The organism is Neorhizobium sp. R1-B, from assembly GCF_004368875.1.
Classification (GTDB): Bacteria; Pseudomonadota; Alphaproteobacteria; order Rhizobiales; family Rhizobiaceae; genus Neorhizobium; species Neorhizobium huautlense.
Window position 1 is genome coordinate 19,594 of record NZ_SOEM01000001.1, and the last position, 17,458, is coordinate 37,051.

At 60.9% G+C, this 17,458-nt stretch carries 15 protein-coding genes; 10 read left to right on the forward strand and 5 right to left on the reverse strand.

Annotated elements, in window-relative coordinates:
• Nucleotides 1-2 precede the first annotated feature (2 nt).
• From EDE05_RS00070 to dxs, 8 genes are all read left to right on the forward strand, one after another.
• Nucleotides 3-257, forward strand: a complete 255-nt coding sequence (locus EDE05_RS00070; protein WP_105373271.1) for an exodeoxyribonuclease VII small subunit — start codon at nt 3-5, stop codon at nt 255-257.
• 15 nt (nt 258-272) lie between these two features.
• On the forward strand, nt 273-812 hold the full coding sequence (locus tag EDE05_RS00075; RefSeq protein WP_132408778.1) for a GrpB family protein: 540 nt from the start codon (nt 273-275) through the stop codon (nt 810-812).
• 184 nt (nt 813-996) lie between these two features.
• Complete coding sequence (locus EDE05_RS00080; protein ID WP_134099858.1) at nt 997-1,932, forward strand: TAXI family TRAP transporter solute-binding subunit; 936 nt, start codon at nt 997-999, stop codon at nt 1,930-1,932.
• 172 nt (nt 1,933-2,104) lie between these two features.
• The gene (locus EDE05_RS00085; protein ID WP_134099298.1) at nt 2,105-4,207 is read left to right on the forward strand and encodes a TRAP transporter permease; all 2,103 of its coding nucleotides are present in this window, start codon (nt 2,105-2,107) and stop codon (nt 4,205-4,207) included.
• Nucleotides 4,204-4,563 carry a DUF1850 domain-containing protein gene (locus EDE05_RS00090; RefSeq protein ID WP_105373274.1) on the forward strand — a complete coding sequence of 120 codons (360 nt, stop codon included), beginning with the start codon at nt 4,204-4,206 and terminating at the stop codon, nt 4,561-4,563. Before EDE05_RS00085 ends, EDE05_RS00090 begins: the two co-directional genes overlap by 4 nt.
• Before the next feature lie 175 nt (nt 4,564-4,738).
• Entirely contained in the window at nt 4,739-5,854 is a 1,116-nt protein-coding gene (locus tag EDE05_RS00095) for a hypothetical protein (RefSeq protein WP_132408776.1), read from the forward strand.
• Between the two features lie 101 nt (nt 5,855-5,955).
• Complete coding sequence (locus tag EDE05_RS00100) at nt 5,956-6,879, forward strand: pirin family protein (RefSeq protein ID WP_134099301.1); 924 nt, start codon at nt 5,956-5,958, stop codon at nt 6,877-6,879.
• Nucleotides 6,880-6,980: 101 nt separating this feature from the next.
• Entirely contained in the window at nt 6,981-8,900 is a 1,920-nt protein-coding gene (gene dxs, locus EDE05_RS00105) for a 1-deoxy-D-xylulose-5-phosphate synthase (RefSeq protein WP_134099304.1), read from the forward strand.
• 9 nt (nt 8,901-8,909) lie between these two features.
• Here the strand turns inward: dxs and EDE05_RS00110 are convergent, their stop codons facing one another.
• Both EDE05_RS00110 and EDE05_RS00115 read right to left on the reverse strand, forming a co-directional pair.
• Entirely contained in the window at nt 8,910-9,905 is a 996-nt protein-coding gene (locus EDE05_RS00110) for a DUF4424 domain-containing protein (RefSeq protein WP_134099307.1), read from the reverse strand.
• 107 nt (nt 9,906-10,012) lie between these two features.
• Nucleotides 10,013-11,953 carry a methyl-accepting chemotaxis protein gene (locus tag EDE05_RS00115; protein WP_134099310.1) on the reverse strand — a complete coding sequence of 647 codons (1,941 nt, stop codon included), beginning with the start codon at nt 11,951-11,953 and terminating at the stop codon, nt 10,013-10,015.
• A 153-nt stretch (nt 11,954-12,106) separates the two neighbouring features.
• Between EDE05_RS00115 and EDE05_RS00120 the strand changes: the two genes are divergently transcribed.
• Both EDE05_RS00120 and EDE05_RS00125 read left to right on the forward strand, forming a co-directional pair.
• Complete coding sequence (locus EDE05_RS00120; RefSeq protein ID WP_132408766.1) at nt 12,107-12,862, forward strand: TlyA family RNA methyltransferase; 756 nt, start codon at nt 12,107-12,109, stop codon at nt 12,860-12,862.
• On the forward strand, nt 12,859-14,103 hold the full coding sequence (locus EDE05_RS00125) for a class I SAM-dependent RNA methyltransferase (protein ID WP_134099313.1): 1,245 nt from the start codon (nt 12,859-12,861) through the stop codon (nt 14,101-14,103). Before EDE05_RS00120 ends, EDE05_RS00125 begins: the two co-directional genes overlap by 4 nt.
• Nucleotides 14,104-14,146: 43 nt before the next feature.
• Here the strand turns inward: EDE05_RS00125 and EDE05_RS00130 are convergent, their stop codons facing one another.
• The 3 genes from EDE05_RS00130 to EDE05_RS00140 all read right to left on the reverse strand — a co-directional run bounded on the left by EDE05_RS00130 (nt 14,147) and on the right by EDE05_RS00140 (nt 17,456).
• Complete coding sequence (locus EDE05_RS00130) at nt 14,147-16,237, reverse strand: methyl-accepting chemotaxis protein (protein ID WP_134099316.1); 2,091 nt, start codon at nt 16,235-16,237, stop codon at nt 14,147-14,149.
• 82 nt (nt 16,238-16,319) lie between these two features.
• Nucleotides 16,320-16,619: a hypothetical protein gene (locus EDE05_RS00135; protein ID WP_134099319.1), complete on the reverse strand. Its 300-nt coding sequence runs from the start codon at nt 16,617-16,619 to the stop codon at nt 16,320-16,322.
• Between the two features lie 78 nt (nt 16,620-16,697).
• Nucleotides 16,698-17,456, reverse strand: coding sequence for a crotonase/enoyl-CoA hydratase family protein (locus tag EDE05_RS00140; protein WP_134099322.1), 759 nt, complete (start codon nt 17,454-17,456; stop codon nt 16,698-16,700).
• Nucleotides 17,457-17,458 lie beyond the last annotated feature (2 nt).

A 17,458-nucleotide genomic window follows, 5' to 3' on the forward strand; every position in this document is an offset into this window, starting at 1 on the left:
AAATGACCGAGAGCAACGAGACCGTCGATGTGAGCGGCTATTCCTTCGAAAAGGCGGTGGCCGAGCTCGAAAGCATCGTCGCGCGGCTCGAGCGCGGCGATGTGGCGCTCGATGAATCGATCGCCATCTACGAGCGCGGCGAAGCCTTGAAAAAGCATTGCGAAAAGCTGCTGGCCGCTGCCGAGAACCGGATTGAAAAGATCCGCCTGGACCGCGCCGGCAAGCCGCAGGGCGTCGAGCCGCTTGACGGCGAATAATTGCGGAGAGAGGACATGGTGCTTGGCCTCAAGCACAACACGAACGTCCTCGTCGATTACGATCCGCAATGGCCGGTGGAATTCGCGGCGGAACATCAGCGAATTTCTGTTGCACTGGGCGGTTTGGCGAAGGAGATAGAGCATTACGGTTCGACCTCCGTACCCGGCATGCGCGCCAAACCGATCCTCGACATCATCATCGGCCTGGCCCCCCTTTCAGACTGGCAAGCCTGCTATGACCCGCTTCTGGCGCTCGGATACGATTATGCGGCGCATGCCGGCGTGCCGGGCCATCATATCTTCGGGCGGGGACGGGACCACACCGAGCGGACGCACCTCGTCCATCTTGTGCAACTCGGCGGATATTCGTGGGTTTCGAACCTGGCGCTCAGGGATGCGTTGCGCAGCGATCAAAATCTGCGTGAAAGCTATATCGCCATCAAGGAAAATGCTGTTGCCAGCGCCCCCGACAGCCGGGCGCGTTACAATGAGCTCAAAAGCGCGTTCATCGACCGGGTAAAGGCCGGGCTTGGTCCGGGTTTTGGATATCCTTGAGGTGGCTGCGTGCCTCGGAAACGACCACGCACTCTAAAACCAAAGTCTTACGACCATCGCCGCGATCACGTCATAAAGCGATTGACGCCCCGTGGCCGCCTCCCCATGATAGCCGTCATCTGAAGGGTTGCTTTGGGAGGAGACAATCGTGACGTTTGGCGTGAAATCCAACAAAATCAATTTGATGTTTGCCGCAACGATGGCCATGTCGACGGTGCTTTCGGCTTCCGGCGCGAGGGCTGCCGAATTCATCAACGTGCTGACCGGCGGGACGTCGGGTGTATATTATCCGCTCGGCGTCGCGCTTTCGGAGATTTACGGCCAGAACATCAAGGATGTCCGCACGCAGGTGCAGGCCACCAAGGCATCGGTCGAAAACTTGAACCTGCTACAGGCCGGACGCGGCGAGATCGCATTCTCGCTTGGAGATTCGGTGCAGGAAGCTTGGAAGGGCAACAAGGAAGCAGGCTTTCCCGGCAAGCTCGACAAGCTGCGCGGCATCGCCGCCATCTACCCCAACTATATCCAGGTGGTTGCCAGCGCCGACTCCGGCGTGAAGACGCTTGCCGATCTTAAGGGCAAGAGCCTGTCCGTCGGTGCGGCGAAATCCGGTACCGAGCTCAATGCGCGGGCGATCTTCGAGGCAGCGGGAATGTCCTACAAGGATCTCGGCAAGACCGAATACTTGCCCTTCGCCGAATCTGTCGAGCTTATCAAGAACCGGCAGTTGGACGCGACATTGCAGTCGGCGGGCCTTGGCGTAGCTTCCATCCGCGACCTCGCCACCTCACTCAAGATCAATGTCGTGGCGATCCCGAAGGCAGAAGTCGAGAAAATCGGCGCGCCCTATCTTTCCGCCGTCATTCCGGCGGGCACCTATGAAGGCCAGACCGCTGACGTGGAAACCGCAGCGGTCGGAAACTTCCTGATTACCCATTCCGGCGTTTCCGACGAGACGGTCTACCAGATGACCAAGCTTCTCTTCGAAAACCTGCCAAAGCTTACCGCGGCACATGCCGCCGCCAAGGCGATCGATGCGAAGAAGGCGCTAGACGGCATGCCGGTGCCGCTGCACCCCGGTGCCGAGCGCTACTATAAGGAAGCCGGCCTGTTGAAGTAAGAGCGGCGCATCCGCCTTCTCCCCGATGGGGAGAAGGCGGATCGAGGGGCGACGAGAAGCCAAGCCGCGAGCAAAGCGTTTGCCTCGCTCCTATCGCCTTGTATTCGCTCCCAGTTCCCCCCGTTCGGGGACCGTGGGGAGTTCGCCCTAGTCGGCCGATTCCGGAGAGACGATGTCCCAATCCGCAACGCATCATCCAATGACACCGCAAAGCGCCGAGGAAGCGATAGAGGGGCTGCCGGCAGGCTTCGGCGAAGGTTGGACAGGACGCGCAGCCTTCTGGATCGCCTTCGCCTTTAGCCTGTTCCAGCTCTGGACAGCCGCCTACGGCACGCTCGCCAGCCAGATCGTCCGCGCCATGCATGTGGGTTTCCTGCTGCTGCTAGGCTTCGTGCTTTTCGGCAATCTCGTCGCCAAGACCAAGGCCGGTAAAATCTGGTTCTGGGCTCTGGGTGTTCTCGGCTTCCTTACAGGGGTCTACAACTGGGTCTTCTACGAGGATCTAATACAAAGGGCCGGGTTCCTGACGACGCCGGACCTCATCGTCGGAACTGCACTCGTCATCCTCGTGTTCGAAGCCGCGCGAAGGCTGATGGGCCTGCCGTTGACGATCATCGCCGGCATCTTCCTTGCCTACTGTTTCCTCGGTCAATACGCGCCGGGACCTTTCGTCCACCGCGGCTACGATTTCGAGCAGATCGTCGAAAACTTCGCCTACGGCACCGAAGGCATCTACGGTACGCCGATCTACGTTTCGGCCGCCTATATCTTCATCTTCGTCGTGTTTGCCGCCTTTCTCGAGAGAGCCGGCATGCTGGCGCTGTTCAACGACTTTGCGCTGGGCCTGGTCGGCACCTGGCGCGGCGGACCGGCACAGGTCTGCGTCATGTCGTCAGCGCTAATGGGCACGATCTCCGGCTCCGGCGTCGCCAACGTGGTGGCGTCAGGGCAGTTTACCATCCCGCTGATGAAGCGTTTCGGCTTCCGCTCCGCCTTTGCGGGCGGTGTCGAGGCAACTTCCTCGATGGGCGGGCAGATCATGCCGCCTGTCATGGGCGCGGTTGCCTTTATCATGGCCGAAACCCTGAACGTTTCCTATGCGGAAGTCGTCAAGGCGGCGATCATCCCGGCGATCCTCTATTTCGGCGTCTGCTTCTGGATGGTTTTCCTGGAAGCCGGCAAAGCCGGGCTGAAAGGGATGAGCAGAGCAGATCTCCCGAACCCTTGGGCGGCAGTCAGGGAACATTGGCCGCTCATTCTTCCGCTTGCCGCACTCGTCTATCTGCTTTTTGCGGGATATACGCCCATCTTCGCCGGAACCATGGGGCTGGCGCTGGTCATCGTGCTCATCCTTGGAATGCCGCTGGCTGCGAGTATCGGTCCACTGGCCTTCCGGATCGTCTTCTGGATTGTTCTCGGCCTCGCCGCCGCGTCCTTCCTGCGCTACGGGGTCGATTTTCTGGCGATCGTCATCCTGGCGCTGATCGCAGGCTGTCTTTTCGTGAAAGGCGGCAAGGAAACGCTTGCCATCTGCCGGGATGCCATGGCGGAAGGCGCAAAGAATGCGCTTCCCGTCGGCATTGCCTGCGCCATCGTCGGCATCGTCATCGGTACACTGACGCTCACCGGCATCGCGTCGACTTTCGTCGGCGCCATCATCCGTGTCGGGGAGCACAGCATGTTCCTGTCGTTGGTGCTGACGATGATCACCTGCCTGATCCTCGGCATGGGCATTCCGACGATCCCGAACTACATCATCACCTCGTCGCTTGCCGGTCCGGCGCTCCTGGAACTCGGAGTGCCCCTGATCGTCAGCCACATGTTCGTCTTCTATTTCGGCATCATGGCTGACCTGACACCGCCGGTGGCACTTGCGTGCTTTGCTGCAGCCCCCATGGCAAAAACCTCCGGCTTCAAGATCTCGATCGAAGCGACAAAACTCGCTACGTCAGGCTTTGTCGTACCCTTCATGGCTGTCTATACCCCGGCTTTGATGCTGCAGGATCCCGGGACGATAGCAGCCACCTGGGGGTATCCGGTAGAGGTGATCTACGTCTTCCTGAAGGCGTGCTTCGGCATCGCGTTGTGGGGCACGGCGGTGGTCGGCTTTCTTTTCGCGCGCATGGCGATCTGGGAGCGGCTGCTTGTCGCAGGCGCGAGCCTCGTCATGGCTCTGCCCTGGACAGACGAACTGGGTTGGGCGCTCGGCATCATCGTGGTCGCTCAGCACTGGTGGCGCAATCGCGGAGCGCCCGCCGCACCAGCGCTTACATGAGCCTCTGCATCCTTGCCGGCGGCAAACTGGCTACCGTCGCCGCTATGCTTTTTACATTGTCCTGGAGCCATTCGGTCCAGAAGACCGAATGGCGTGAGACTTGGGCTGTGACGCCCGACGGATTAGAGATTCGCGAAGCAGCCATCAAAGGTTCCGGTGCCGGGATGGAACCAGGACCGGATGCCAGACTGCAGGACGGCTGGTGGGTGTGGCATCCGACGCTACCGCCTCAGCCGCGCCTTATGCTCGCCGCATCCGGAGCGACGGGCGGCGGATGGTTGCTGTGCCATGAGCGCGGCTGCCTGACGATCGGTGCGACGTCTGGAGAGGCGGCGGTTCTTTCGCCCTGTCCATGATGGATGATCTGAGGCCGCTCTGAAAAGAACCAGTTCCTTAAAGGTTTAGCCTCCCGCTTGAACCTCTTTTCACCGGATGTCGCTATCACCGGCCTTATGAATATGCTGAGGACGTGCCGGCTGCCCATAACGGGCCTGCGGCCGATCGGATGCCGGCGCAGGCGTGAGAAACAGGATGGGTCATATACGCCCGCTGACGGGCACCGATATTCCAGTCGTGGCTGCGCTGTTCCAGCGCATATTCCGCCAGTCTGGCCATGACCCCTCACCGGAGTTGATCGGATACCTCCAGGAACTTTATATCGAGGATGAAGCCTGTGCAGCCGACCTTCCCTCTCTCGTCCACGTTGCCGAGGGCGGCGAGATTTCCGGGTTTGTAGGACGGCATGTTCTACCCATGCGGTTCGAAGATCGGCCTGTCAGAGCCGCGCTCCTGACCTCCATCATGGTGGACGAGCGCTCCGGCAATCCCCTCGCTGGAGCAAAGATGCTCAGAGCAGCCTTGAACGGCCCGCAGGATTTCTCTTTCAGTGAAACCGCCAGCGAAGTCTCGATGCGGATGTGGAAACATCTCGGCGGAATTGCCTTGCCGTCCTACAGTCTCGACTGGGTCCGCGTCATCCGGCCCGCCGCCTTCGCGCTGGAGAATGCCGAGCGCCGTTACCCGAGGCTCGGCCTTTTCAAGCAGATCGCGTCGCGCGCGGACAATCTCTTCCAGCGCCGTACGTCGCCCGACCGGCTGCGTTGGCTTGGTGTCTCAGCCACGCTTTCCACAAAGGGCGGGATTTCCATCCGGGAAATCGGTCAAGAGGCTTTTGCAGACCTTTTTGCAATGATGACCGAACGCTTTCTCCTGAGGCCCGGCTGGTCTCGCGAGGAGGTTTTGAGGGTGATTTCGAAGACGTTGGAGAAACCCGAGTTCGGGCACCCGGCGTTTTGCGCCGTTCTCAATCGCGTGGAGGAGCCTATCGGAGGCTTCTTTTACCATTGGCGCCCCCAGATCACCGCCCGGATCGTCCAGATGCTTGCCGCCCCTTCGCAGGAGGAGACAGTTGTGGATGCGGTAATCGCCCATGCAGCAACCAAGGGCGCAAATGCGGTGCGCGGGCGAACGCAGCCTTTCCTGATGGAAGCGATGCTCGGCAAGCGGATCGCATTCATCAACAGCGCATCAAGCGTGCTTCATTGTCGAGACCCCCACATCCGGCAGGCCATCCAGTCCGGGGACGGTTTTCTGAACGGATTGGCAGGCGAACAATGGAGCCGCCTGATCGGCGGGCATTTCGGGTAAACCAGACCCTCGGATGAGAAACACACTGTTTCTCCGGTTTCGGTTGTTCGAATACTCAATCTCGGGCTAGCTTCTCCATCAATCGAGACGGAGATCAGCCCATGTCCTTCTTTCCCGGAACAGACCCGGTTGCCGGTGATGCTTTCGCCTGCGATGCGATCGAGAACCTGATCATTCCACGGACCAGCGATATTGGCGGCTTTGCCGTCAGGCGCGCCCTGCCGACCCGGCAGCGGCGACTTGTCGGGCCGTTCATCTTCTTCGACCGGATGGGGCCTGCACTGCTGCGCGCCGACGAGGCTCTGGATGTCAAGCCGCACCCGCATATCGGGCTCTCCACGGTTACTTATCTCTTCGACGGCGAGATCAAGCATCGTGACAGCCTTGGCACCGAACTCGTCATCCGTCCCGGCGACATCAACCTGATGACGGCCGGCCGCGGCATCGTCCATTCGGAACGCACGCCGGAAAACCTGCGCGGCCATCCGCTTTCGGTGTCCGGCCTGCAGACCTGGCTGGCGCTGCCGGACGACAAGGAGGAGATCGACCCGGCCTTTGCCCACACCGGCAAAGAAGCCATGCCCGTGATCGATGCGGCCGGCGCCAGGGGACGGGTAGTGATCGGTTCGTTTGAAGGACTTGGTTCTCCGGTCCCGATGTTTACAGATACGCTCTATGTCGACCTGCGGCTGGAAGCCGGGCGTCGCTTTCCCTTCGCCGCTCAGCACGAGGAAAGAGCCATCTACATCCTGTCCGGCGAACTTGTCGTCGCCGGCGACCGGTTCGCTGCCGATCAGCTTCTGGTCTTCCGCCCCGGCGACCCGATCACGCTCGACGGCGGCCCGCAGGGCTGTCACCTCATGCTGTTCGGCGGCGCTGCTCTCAATTCCAAACGCTATATCTGGTGGAACTTCGTTTCCTCCTCGAAAGAGCGAATCGAAAAGGCAAAGGAGGAATGGCGTACGGGCCGTTTTGATATCGTGCCGGGCGACGAGGAGGAGTTTGTCCCCTTGCCGATGGGTTAAAATCGGTTAGAACCGGGGTTTCGACAACTTGAAAAAGCCTGTTTTCTTCTCATCTTGTGGAAGGACAGACTTCCGGACAAGAGCAGAAAAGGCCAGCCCCTGTGACATCAACGCCTATCACGCCGTTGCTCGACAAGGTCATGCTTCCCGCTGATCTTCGCGAGATCGATGACCGCGACCTGCCGCAGCTTGCCCGTGAAGTGCGCGATGAGATGATCGATGCGGTGTCGCGGACCGGGGGGCACCTCGGTGCGGGTCTCGGCGTCGTGGAGCTGACAATCGCCATCCACAAGGTGTTCAACACGCCCGACGACCGGCTGATTTTCGATGTCGGCCACCAATGTTATCCGCACAAGATCCTCACCGGCCGACGCGACCGTATCCGGACACTCCGCCAGGAAGGCGGGCTTTCGGGCTTCACGCGGCGGGCCGAGAGCGAATACGACCCGTTTGGAGCCGCGCACTCTTCCACCTCGATTTCCGCCGGCCTCGGCATGGCGGTGGCAGCCGATCTTTCGAAGTCAAAGCGCAACGTGATTTCGGTGATCGGCGATGGCGCGATGTCTGCGGGCATGGCCTATGAAGCTCTCAACAACGCCGGCGCGCTCGATGCCCGGCTGATCGTCATCCTCAACGACAACGACATGTCGATCGCTCCGCCGACGGGCGCGATGAGCGCCTACCTGGCGCGGCTTGCCTCGGGCCGCACCTATATGGGCTTCCGCGACCTCGGCAAGAAACTGACCGCCTATCTCGGCCGCGGGATCGACCGGGCGATAACCCGCGCCGTTGAGCATGCTCGCGGTTATGTCACCGGCGGCACCATGTTCGAGGAGATGGGCTTTTATCATATCGGCCCGATCGACGGCCATTCCTTCGACCACCTCCTTCCCGTGCTGCGCAATGTCCGCGACAATGCCCGGGGCCCTGTCCTGATCCATGTCTGCACGCAGAAGGGCAAGGGTTATGCCCCGGCGGAAGCCGCAGCCGACAAATACCACGGTGTCAACAAGTTCGATGTCATTACCGGCGCGCAGGCAAAATCGAAGCCGAATGCGCCGAGCTATACCAGCGTCTTCGGCGCAGCACTGGTGCAGGAAGCAGGTTTCGATGAGAAGATCGTCGGAATCACCGCCGCCATGCCGAACGGCACCGGCATCGACAAATTTGCTGACGCTTTTCCCTCGCGTACCTTCGATGTCGGCATCGCCGAGCAGCATGCGGTGACCTTCGCGGCCGGTCTGGCCGCGGAAGGCTACAAGCCGTTCTGTGCCCTTTATTCGACCTTCCTGCAGCGCGGCTACGACCAGGTCGTACATGACGTGGCAATCCAGGGCCTTCCCGTCCGCTTCCCGATCGACCGTGCCGGCTTCGTCGGCGCCGACGGGCCGACCCATGCGGGATCGTTCGACACGACCTTCCTCGCCACCCTGCCTGGCATGGTGGTGATGGCTGCCGCCGATGAAGCCGAGTTGAAGCACATGGTGCGCACTGCCGCAGCCTATGACCAAGGCCCGATCTCGTTTCGCTATCCGCGCGGCGAAGGCGTCGGTGTCGAACTGCCGGAGCGCGGTGAGATCCTCGAAATCGGCAAGGGCCGCGTCGTGAAGCAGGGAGCAAAGGTTGCGATCCTCTCCTTCGGCACAAGGCTCAAGGACTGTCTGCTGGCGGCAGAAGATCTCGACGCAGCCGGACTTTCAACAACCGTCGCGGATGCCCGTTTCGCCAAGCCGCTCGACCACGACATGATCCGTCAGCTCGTCCGCCATCACGAGGTGCTGATCACCATCGAGGAAGGCGCCGTCGGCGGCTTCGGCAGTCACGTGCTGCAATTCCTCGCCTCCGAGGGATTGCTCGACAACGGGTTGAAGATCCGCTCCATGGTCCTGCCGGATATCTGGATGGAACAGGCGAGCCCGGATGCCATGTATGCCAAGGCCGGCCTCGACCGCGCCGGCATCGTCTCCACCGTCTTCAACGCGCTCGGCCAAACCCGGATCGGCGTCGGTTTCGCGGGGTGACGGATCTACTCAGTTGTCGGCCGTCGTCAGAAACAGGATGTGCAAATCCTTTTCCGGATAGAAATCCGTCGCCGTCATCTCGAAGGTCGTGGGACCGACCTTCTTCACGCCATTGCCGCAAAAGCTGACGTAGTTTTGCGGACGCCCTTTGTCGACGGTCAGCTTGAATTTGCCGATCGGTCCGTTCCAGTTGGCGCCGGTGGTGAGGATGTATGACACCCATTGCTCGGTATAGTGCGGCCCGGATTTGCCTGCGGCCGCTTCCAGCTTGGCGGCGGTCTTCATGAAGCCGGTATCGAGACAATAGCGATCCACGTAGGTGTCGTAGTTGAAACCCGGCTTGCCATCCTCGATGAAGCTCATGGCAACCGTGCCGCCGACGCTCGGCTTGTAGCGGTGGCTGACGCGTACTGGTTTCCCGGCGGGAAACGTGGTTTTCCACCAATAGACGGAACGCAACGTCCAGACCGGCCGCAGATCCTCCTGCCAGCCCTTTCCGGCATCGTAGCGATCGACATAGACCAAGCCCTCGGAGATCCAACGCTTCTTGACGTCCTCGGGCAGGTTCTTGAGCGCCTCGCCAGTCTTTTCACTATAGGGCAGAAACGGAACTTGCTGAGCCAGCAATTCCTCGGTGCGATCGATGCCCATCGCGATCACCCGCTGCTGCAGCTGCGGCGTGATCTGTCTGCCGTCCTGAATGACCGAAAAACCAAGGAAGTTGTCGCTTTCCGGATCACCGTAAGCAATGTCGCTTTGCGAACCGCCGACGACATCCGGCATGGGAAAAGCGATGATGCTTTCAAAATCGCTCTTGCCGCTATTCCTGAAGACATAGTCCACCAGAACCTCGTCCTGGGAAATGTAGAGGTTTTCCTCTTCCATGGTCACTTCGGAGGTCTGGGAGTAGATGAGACCGCCGGTCGTCAGTTCGGCGGTCGTATCATTGGCCAAGGCCGAATTGGAGGCCAATAAAAGCCCGCCCAACAAAAAGGTCCACCGCATTTCCATCCCTCCAGCCTGGTTGGGCCGGACGATAGACCGGAACCTTTAAACAGAAAAGGCAGGCCAAAAAGCATTCCGGCCTGCCTTGGCATTTTATTGTTCGGGGATCAGAATTCCGACCAGTCTTCCCTCACCGCGGCTGCGGTTGCCGTCTTGCCGGAGAAGGCACGGGCGACCGTCGAGCGCAATGCATTGACGGGCGATGCTGCGGGGCGGGCTTCGGCAGGAGCGGCCATCGGTCGTGCGATGCGGCCAGTGGAAGGTCCTCCGAGATTGAACTGCTTCAGGAGCGCATCCAATGCCTCGGCTTCATGGGCGAGCTTGTGGCTCGCGGCAGTCTGCTCTTCCACCATGGCCGCGTTCTGCTGCGTGCCCTGATCCATGGTGTTGACGGAGGTATTGATCTCCTGCAGCCCGGTGGACTGTTCGCGGGTGGAGATGACGATCGCACTCAGATGCTCGTTGATCTGCTGCACCTCGCCGACGATCGCTTCCAGCGCCTGACCGGTTTCCCCGACCAGAGCCACGCCGGCATCGACCTGCTGGCTGGAGGTCGTGATGAGCGACTTGATCTCCTTTGCCGCGTTGGCCGAACGTTGGGCGAGTTCGCGAACTTCCTGCGCGACGACGGCAAAGCCCTTGCCGGCATCCCCCGCACGGGCGGCTTCGACGCCGGCGTTCAGGGCAAGCAGGTTCGTCTGGAACGCGATGTCGTCGATGACGCTGATGATATTGATGATCTCGCCGGAGGACTTTGAGATCTGCTCCATGGCGGAGACGGCGCGACGAACCACTTCGCCCGATTTCTCGGCACCGATCCGGGCGCGCTGCACACGCTGGCCGACATCTTCAGCGCGACGGGCCGATTCCCGGACGGTCGTCGTCACTTCTTCGAGTGCGGCCGCGGTCTCCTCGACAGAAGCCGCCTGCTGTTCGGTACGGCGGCCGAGGTCGTCGGCAGCGGCACGGATTTCGACGGCGCCCGCGCTGATTGCGGATGCGTTGTCGCCAACTGCGCGGAGGGCTGCCTGGAGCTTCTCGAGCGCCTGGTTGAAATCGGTCCGTAGCCGGTCCAGACGGCCGGAGAACGGCTTTTCAAGCCGATAGGCGACATCGCCATTGGCAAGGCTTGCGAGGCCCGAAGCGAGCGAGTCCATGGCGAATTCAATCTCGGCGGCTTCCTTGGCTTTCTGCGCATCGTTGGAGAGACGTTCGCGCTCATTGGTCTCACGCAGCGCGTCGGCGTCATGGGCAAGCCGCTGCTTTTCGATCGCGGCATCCTTGAAGACCGCAACGGCCTTGGCCATCAGGCCCACCTCGTCACCGCGATCGAGAGCGGGAACATCAATGTTATGGTTGCCGCCGGCGAGAGAGGTCATGGCCTCCGTCATGCCGATGATCGGGGTGACGATCGCCCGCGACAAAGCCCAGACCAGGCCCGCTGCGATCGCGCCGGCGAGGCCGCCACCTAGGAGGAGCGCCATCAGCAAGTCACCAAACGCGTCGGCCTGCTCGATGCGCGTACCCGTCGTCAGGTCCATCGCCTGCTTCTTGATTCTAGCCGCGGCGTCGCGGAAGCCGTCGAGCTGGCCCTTGGCCTGGTTGCGGCCGATTTCGATCACCTGATCGATCGGCATATCGGTATTCTTTCGTGCGGCAAGCTGGGGTTCGGTCAGCTGGGTGTGGAAGACGTCGGCGGCTGCGCGCATGGCGTCGAGCGAAGCGATGAGGTCCGGGATGCCTGCGGCTGCCTTCTTGGCAGCGTCGATGGCGGCAATCATCTTGTCGCGGTTGACGAACACATCCTTGTAAGTGCTGTCGCTCTTGAAGAGCAGGAAGCCGCGCTGGTTGACAGCCTGCTCCAGCATCGCCTCGAGCGCCGCATCGACGTTCATCATGATTTCCTGCGCAGTGATCTGCTGCACGGAGGCGCGGTTAGACCTCAAGGACTGCCAGTAGACGCCCGCCGAAGCGAGCAGGCAGACCGACATCAGAGCCACGAAGGTAATGATCAGTTTTTTATTGAGGGAGAGATTTTTTAGTGACATGACGACTTTCGCTTTTTCCGGATGACACAGCCTGGGCGTCTCCTCCATCCGCAGAAAACCGCAAGTCGATTAAAATTACGTTGAACCGTCTCCCAAGTTTTCATAGGCGATGGCCTTGCCAGCAACATGCGGGGCGGGCATTGACATAATATCATGTCCAAAACCGCAGAAAACCAACGCCTCGACCAACTCCTGGTGTCCCTTCGACTGTTCGACAGCCGCTCCCGGGCGCGCGACGCAATTGCACGCGGCACGGTTACGGTGAACGGCCAGGTGGTGACCAAACCGGGCCAGCTGCTCTCACCGGATGTGAGGATTGCTGTCGATGACCCCGCAAAGCATTACGTATCCCGGGCGGCCCTCAAGCTCGTCGCAGCGCTCGATCATTTCTCGCTTGACCCACGCGGCACGAATTGCCTCGACGTGGGCGCCTCCACCGGCGGCTTCACGCAGGTGCTGCTCGAACGTGGCGCGTTCCATGTCACCGCGCTCGACGTCGGTCACGGGCAGATGCACGAGAAGATTGCCGACGATCAGCGCGTGACGAATATAGAGGGATTGAACGCACGCAATCTCACCGCGGACGATATCGGCGGCCGTGCGATCGATTTCGTTGTCTCGGACGTGTCTTTCATTTCGCTGAAGCTTGCCTTGCCGCCGGCGTTGAACCTCGCAACGCCAGGGGCCATATGCGTGCTTCTTGTCAAGCCGCAATTCGAAGCCGGCCGTGAGGCGATCGGCAAGGGAGGTCTGCTGCGGGAGCCTGAGACGGCGCCCCAGGTTGCGGCCGAACTGGAACGCTGGCTGACGGAAGATATGGGCTGGACGAGCCTTGGCCTGATCCCTTCCCCAATAGCGGGCGGCGATGGCAATCAGGAATTCCTGCTCGCAGGAAAGAAACCGGAATGAGCACAGAAACAGTCAAGATCACGCGGCTCGGTGCGCAGGGCCATGGCATTGCGGAAAGCGATCAAGGCCCGGTCTACGTGCCGCATACGCTGCCAGGCGAGACGGTGGCAATCGCCCGCAACGGCAACCATGGTTCACTGATGTCGATCGCGCAGGTTTCGCCGGACCGCATCACGCCGCTCTGTCGCCATTTCGACCCTGACCGGGACGCCTGCGGCGGCTGTTCGCTTCAGCATCTGGCCGAGACCCCTTATCGCGATTTCAAACGTGAATTGGTGGTCGAGGCGCTGAAATCCAAGGGTCTTGCGCCGGAGGTGGGCGAGCTTGTCGTCGCGCAGCCCGGCGAGCGGCGGCGGACGGTCTTTTCGGCCCGCAAGACAGAAAAGGATTTTCTGCTCGGCTTCAACCGTGCCGAGACCAACCATATCGTCTCGATCGAGGAATGTCCGATCGCCTCACCCGGCATCATGGCGCGGCTCGAAGCTATCCGGGCGGTCGGACAAGCGTTGGCGGTCGGCTCCGATACCTTTCACATTACGGTGCTGGAAACGCTTTCCGGACTCGATCTCGCCGCCCATGACCTGAAGCCGCTTTCCGACAAGCAGCGTCGCGCCGCGACTGAAACCGTCCTGGGCCTCAAGGGGATCGCTCGTGTCTCGGTCAATGGCGAGGTCCTCATCGAGCCACAAAAACCGCTGATCGACTTCGGCGGCGTCAAGGTCTCGCCGCCGCCGGGAGCCTTTACCCAAGCGACCAAACCCGCCGAAGACGCCATGGCCGATCTGGTGCTTTCCCATCTGCCAAAGGCCAAACGCGTGCTCGATCTCTTCGCGGGCTCCGGAACCTTTGCCCTGAGGCTTGCCCGCATGGCCAAGGTACATGCGGTTGAAGGCGAGGAAAAATCGCTGAAGGCCCTCGATCATGCCGCTCGAAACACACAAGGCCTGAAGCCGGTAAGCGTGGAAAAACGCGATCTCTTCCGCCGGCCGATGACGCTCCTGGAATTGAAGAACTACGACGCGGTGGTCTTCGATCCGCCGCGCGCCGGAGCCGAGGCGCAGGTCAAGGAACTTGCCCGCTCCGGCATCAAGAGCATAGCCGCCGTCAGCTGCAATCCGGGCACGCTTGCCCGCGATCTTCGGATCCTCGTCGATGGGGGCTACCGCATCACCTCAGTGACTCCGATCGATCAGTTCCTCTGGTCTCCGCATGTCGAAACGGTGGCGCTACTTCGGAAATGAAAATGCCCGCCTCACCGGGCGGGCACCAATCTCAAGTCGACAATCAGGCCGCGTAGCGACTAACCTGAGACCTTGTACCGGCCCCTTCGCTACCGCCAAGATTGAATTGCGAGAGCAATTCCATTAGCTTGGCCGCTTCCGCCGCCAGGCCATGGCTTGCCGCCGTCTGTTCCTCGACCATTGCGGCATTCTGCTGCGTACCCTGGTCCATGGCGTTGACCGCATGATTGATCTCGTTGAGGCCGGTGGATTGTTCGCGCGTCGCCGTGACGATCGCGCCGACATGCCGGCTGATCTCCTGAACCTGGGTCATGATGCTCTTCAACGCAGTGCCGGTATCGGCGACCAGCGTCACGCCGGAACGGACCTGCATATTGGATGCGCTGATCAGGGCCTCGATCTCCTTGGCGGCCTGAGCCGAGCGCTGTGCAAGTTCGCGCACTTCCTGGGCGACAACGGCAAAACCCTTGCCGGCCTCTCCCGCGCGGGCAGCTTCGACGCCGGCGTTCAACGCCAGAAGGTTCGTCTGGAAGGCGATATCGTCAATCACTCCGATGATATTGGAAATCTTGCCGGAAGATTCCTCTATCTCGTTCATCGCCGAGACTGCCTTGGCAACGATATTGCCGGATTGCTCAGCACCGTCGCGGGCTCGCGTCACCAGCGCACCAACCTCTTCGGCTCGATGAGCGGTATCGCGGACGGTGGTGGTGATTTCCTCCAGAGCAGCGGCGGTCTCCTCGACGGAGGCCGCTTGCTGCTCCGTGCGGTGAGCAAGCCCATCGGCCGCATGGCGAATTTCCGCCGCACCTGCATCGATCGTGCGGGCATTTGCTCCGACCGTCTGAAGAGCCGAACGCAACTGGGCGACAGAGGTATTGTAATCGTCCCTCAGGCGATCGAGATGCTGCGGGAATGCTTTTTCGATCCGATAGGCAAGATCGCCCGCAGAAAGCGCCTTCAACGCCTCGGCCAAACCTTCGACGACAGAACGTATCTCGGCTTCCTCGCGGGCCCTCTGCGCTTCCCGTTCACGCCGTTCGCTTTCAGTCAGACGGCGGCCAGTTTCCGCTTCACCTTCCAGCCGCTCGCGTTCCATCGCGTTGGCCTTGAAGACTGCGACGGCAGCGGCCATGGCGCCGATCTGGTCACGGCGCTCTTCGCCCGGGACGGCGATGGACAGCTGTCCTGCCGCGAGCATTTCCATGGCTTTCGTCATATCGGTTACGGGGCGCACCACAAACTGGTTCAGGACCCAAGCCATCGCGGCCATCATCAAGGCGACCGCCAGAACGGTCGCGACAATCGCGCTGTTTCTGAAATCGCGCAACGACGCATAGGCAGCGTCGCTGTCGACCGCAAAGCCGAGGGACCATTCGACGCTCGGCAGGCCGGCGACGGGGACAAAGCTCACCAGCACGTCCTTGCCCGCAAGGCGGGTATCGACGAGATCAGCCCCAAGCTTCGGCGTATCCTGCGGGAACATGTCGGCAAGCGTCTTTCCAATCAGCTTGCTGTCGGGATGAATAAGGATGGTGCCGTTCTTGTTGACCAGGAAGGCTGTGGCCTCAACCCCGACATCGACGGACTTGATGAGATTGACGATGGCGTCGAGCGCAAAATCGCTTCCGACGACACCGGCCAACTTGCCGTCCGCCTTGACAGGCACTGCGGCGCTGACGATCAGATTGCCGCTTGAGGCGTCCACATAAGGCTCGGTCAACACCGGTCCGTTTGCTGAGACCGCGTCCTTGTACCACGGGCGCTTGCGCGGATCGTAACCCTCCGGCATCGGCAGTTTCGGCCACATGGTGAACACGCCTGCTTCGTCGCCGAAATAGGTACTCACGAACTGCTTCGTCAGCACCTGATTGTCGAGGACCTTAAGAACGTCTGCGGAATTTGCCGCAACGGCATCGGCCACCATGCTTGTCAGCACGATGCGGCCATTCATCCAGTTTGCAAGACTTTCCGCTGCCTGCCGGCCCGAAGAGCTCATGTTGTCATGGACCGCCCTTGTCGTCGCAGTCTGCTGAACCCAATAGATATGCGCCGAAAAAGCTGCCAACGCGACCATTACAACAACCGATGCCGCAATGAGGATGCGGGTCATCAGATTCGTTCTCTTACGCATGCACGTCCCCGATTCTTGTACTACAGCAAGAGTTAGGGATGGCTTATTAAGATTTAATTGAATTTAGAAAACCGACACTTGCTCAATAGTCGAGATCTAGACGCCCATTGCCGACAACATTCGGGCAGCGGCAGCGTCCACCCACCCGTCCGGCGTCGACGCGGCAAACATAGGGCCGGTCGCGATCATCGCTCTGTGGCGGCGGGACCACGCAGACGTAGCGCTGAGGCCGTTGAGGCCGGTCATCAGTCCGGGTATGGGTGTCACCCTGATACTGGGCGAAGCTCCATGGCGTCTGAGAGCCTGCAAGCGGCGACGTCCCGGCAGAGGTCGTTGAACAGGCAGCCGACAGGATCATCAGACCAAGCAAGATAGTGCGCATGAGTCCTCCTTGCGGCACAATCTATTCCCGGCCGCGCCCCAAAAGAAGTCGGGACGCCCGTTCTCTTGATTGTCAGCGTTAACGCCGCATGAAGGCTTGGAAGGCGGCGCGCGCCTCGGCACTCTTCAACTGTGCTGAGAAATGCACCAGTTCCTCGTCCATGCGCGCAAGAATGGCCTCCCGCGGCCCGCGCACCAGATCGCGGGCGATCTTCAAGGCCTGCGGCGGTTTTTTTGCGAGGCTTGCGGCGAGTGACAGCGTTTCCGTTTCCACTGCATCGTGCTCGACAATCTTCCAGATCAGTCCGGCGTCGAGCGCTGCCTGGGCCGAAAAGCCCTCTCCTGCCACCAGCATGGCGAAAGCGCGCTGATGGCCGATCACTTTCGGAGCGAGCAGGCTGGAAGCTGCTTCCGGGACCAATGCCAGATCGACGAAAGGCGTCTTGAACAGGCTGCGGGAGGAGGCGACCGTCATGTCGCAGTGAAGGTTGAGCGTGGTACCGATGCCGATCGCCAACCCGTCCACGCCGGACACCAAAGGCTTTTCCGCAACCGCAAGCGCCTTGATGAAGACGGCGGCAGCAGGCGGTTCCGTCGAACCGGACATGGCATAGCCAAGGAAGTCGCCCATGTCGTTGCCGGCAGAAAAGCACCCCTCCGTGCCGAGGAATGCAACGGCTCTCACCGCTTCGTCCTCGTTTGCCTCGTTCAGCGCTGCTGTCATGCGGTTATACATGGCCGAAGTAATGGCGTTCTTCTTTTCCGGCCGGTTAAACCGGACGACCATGACGCCCGGCTGGGCTTCCGGACGCTCGACGAGGATATGGTTGTCGCTCACGG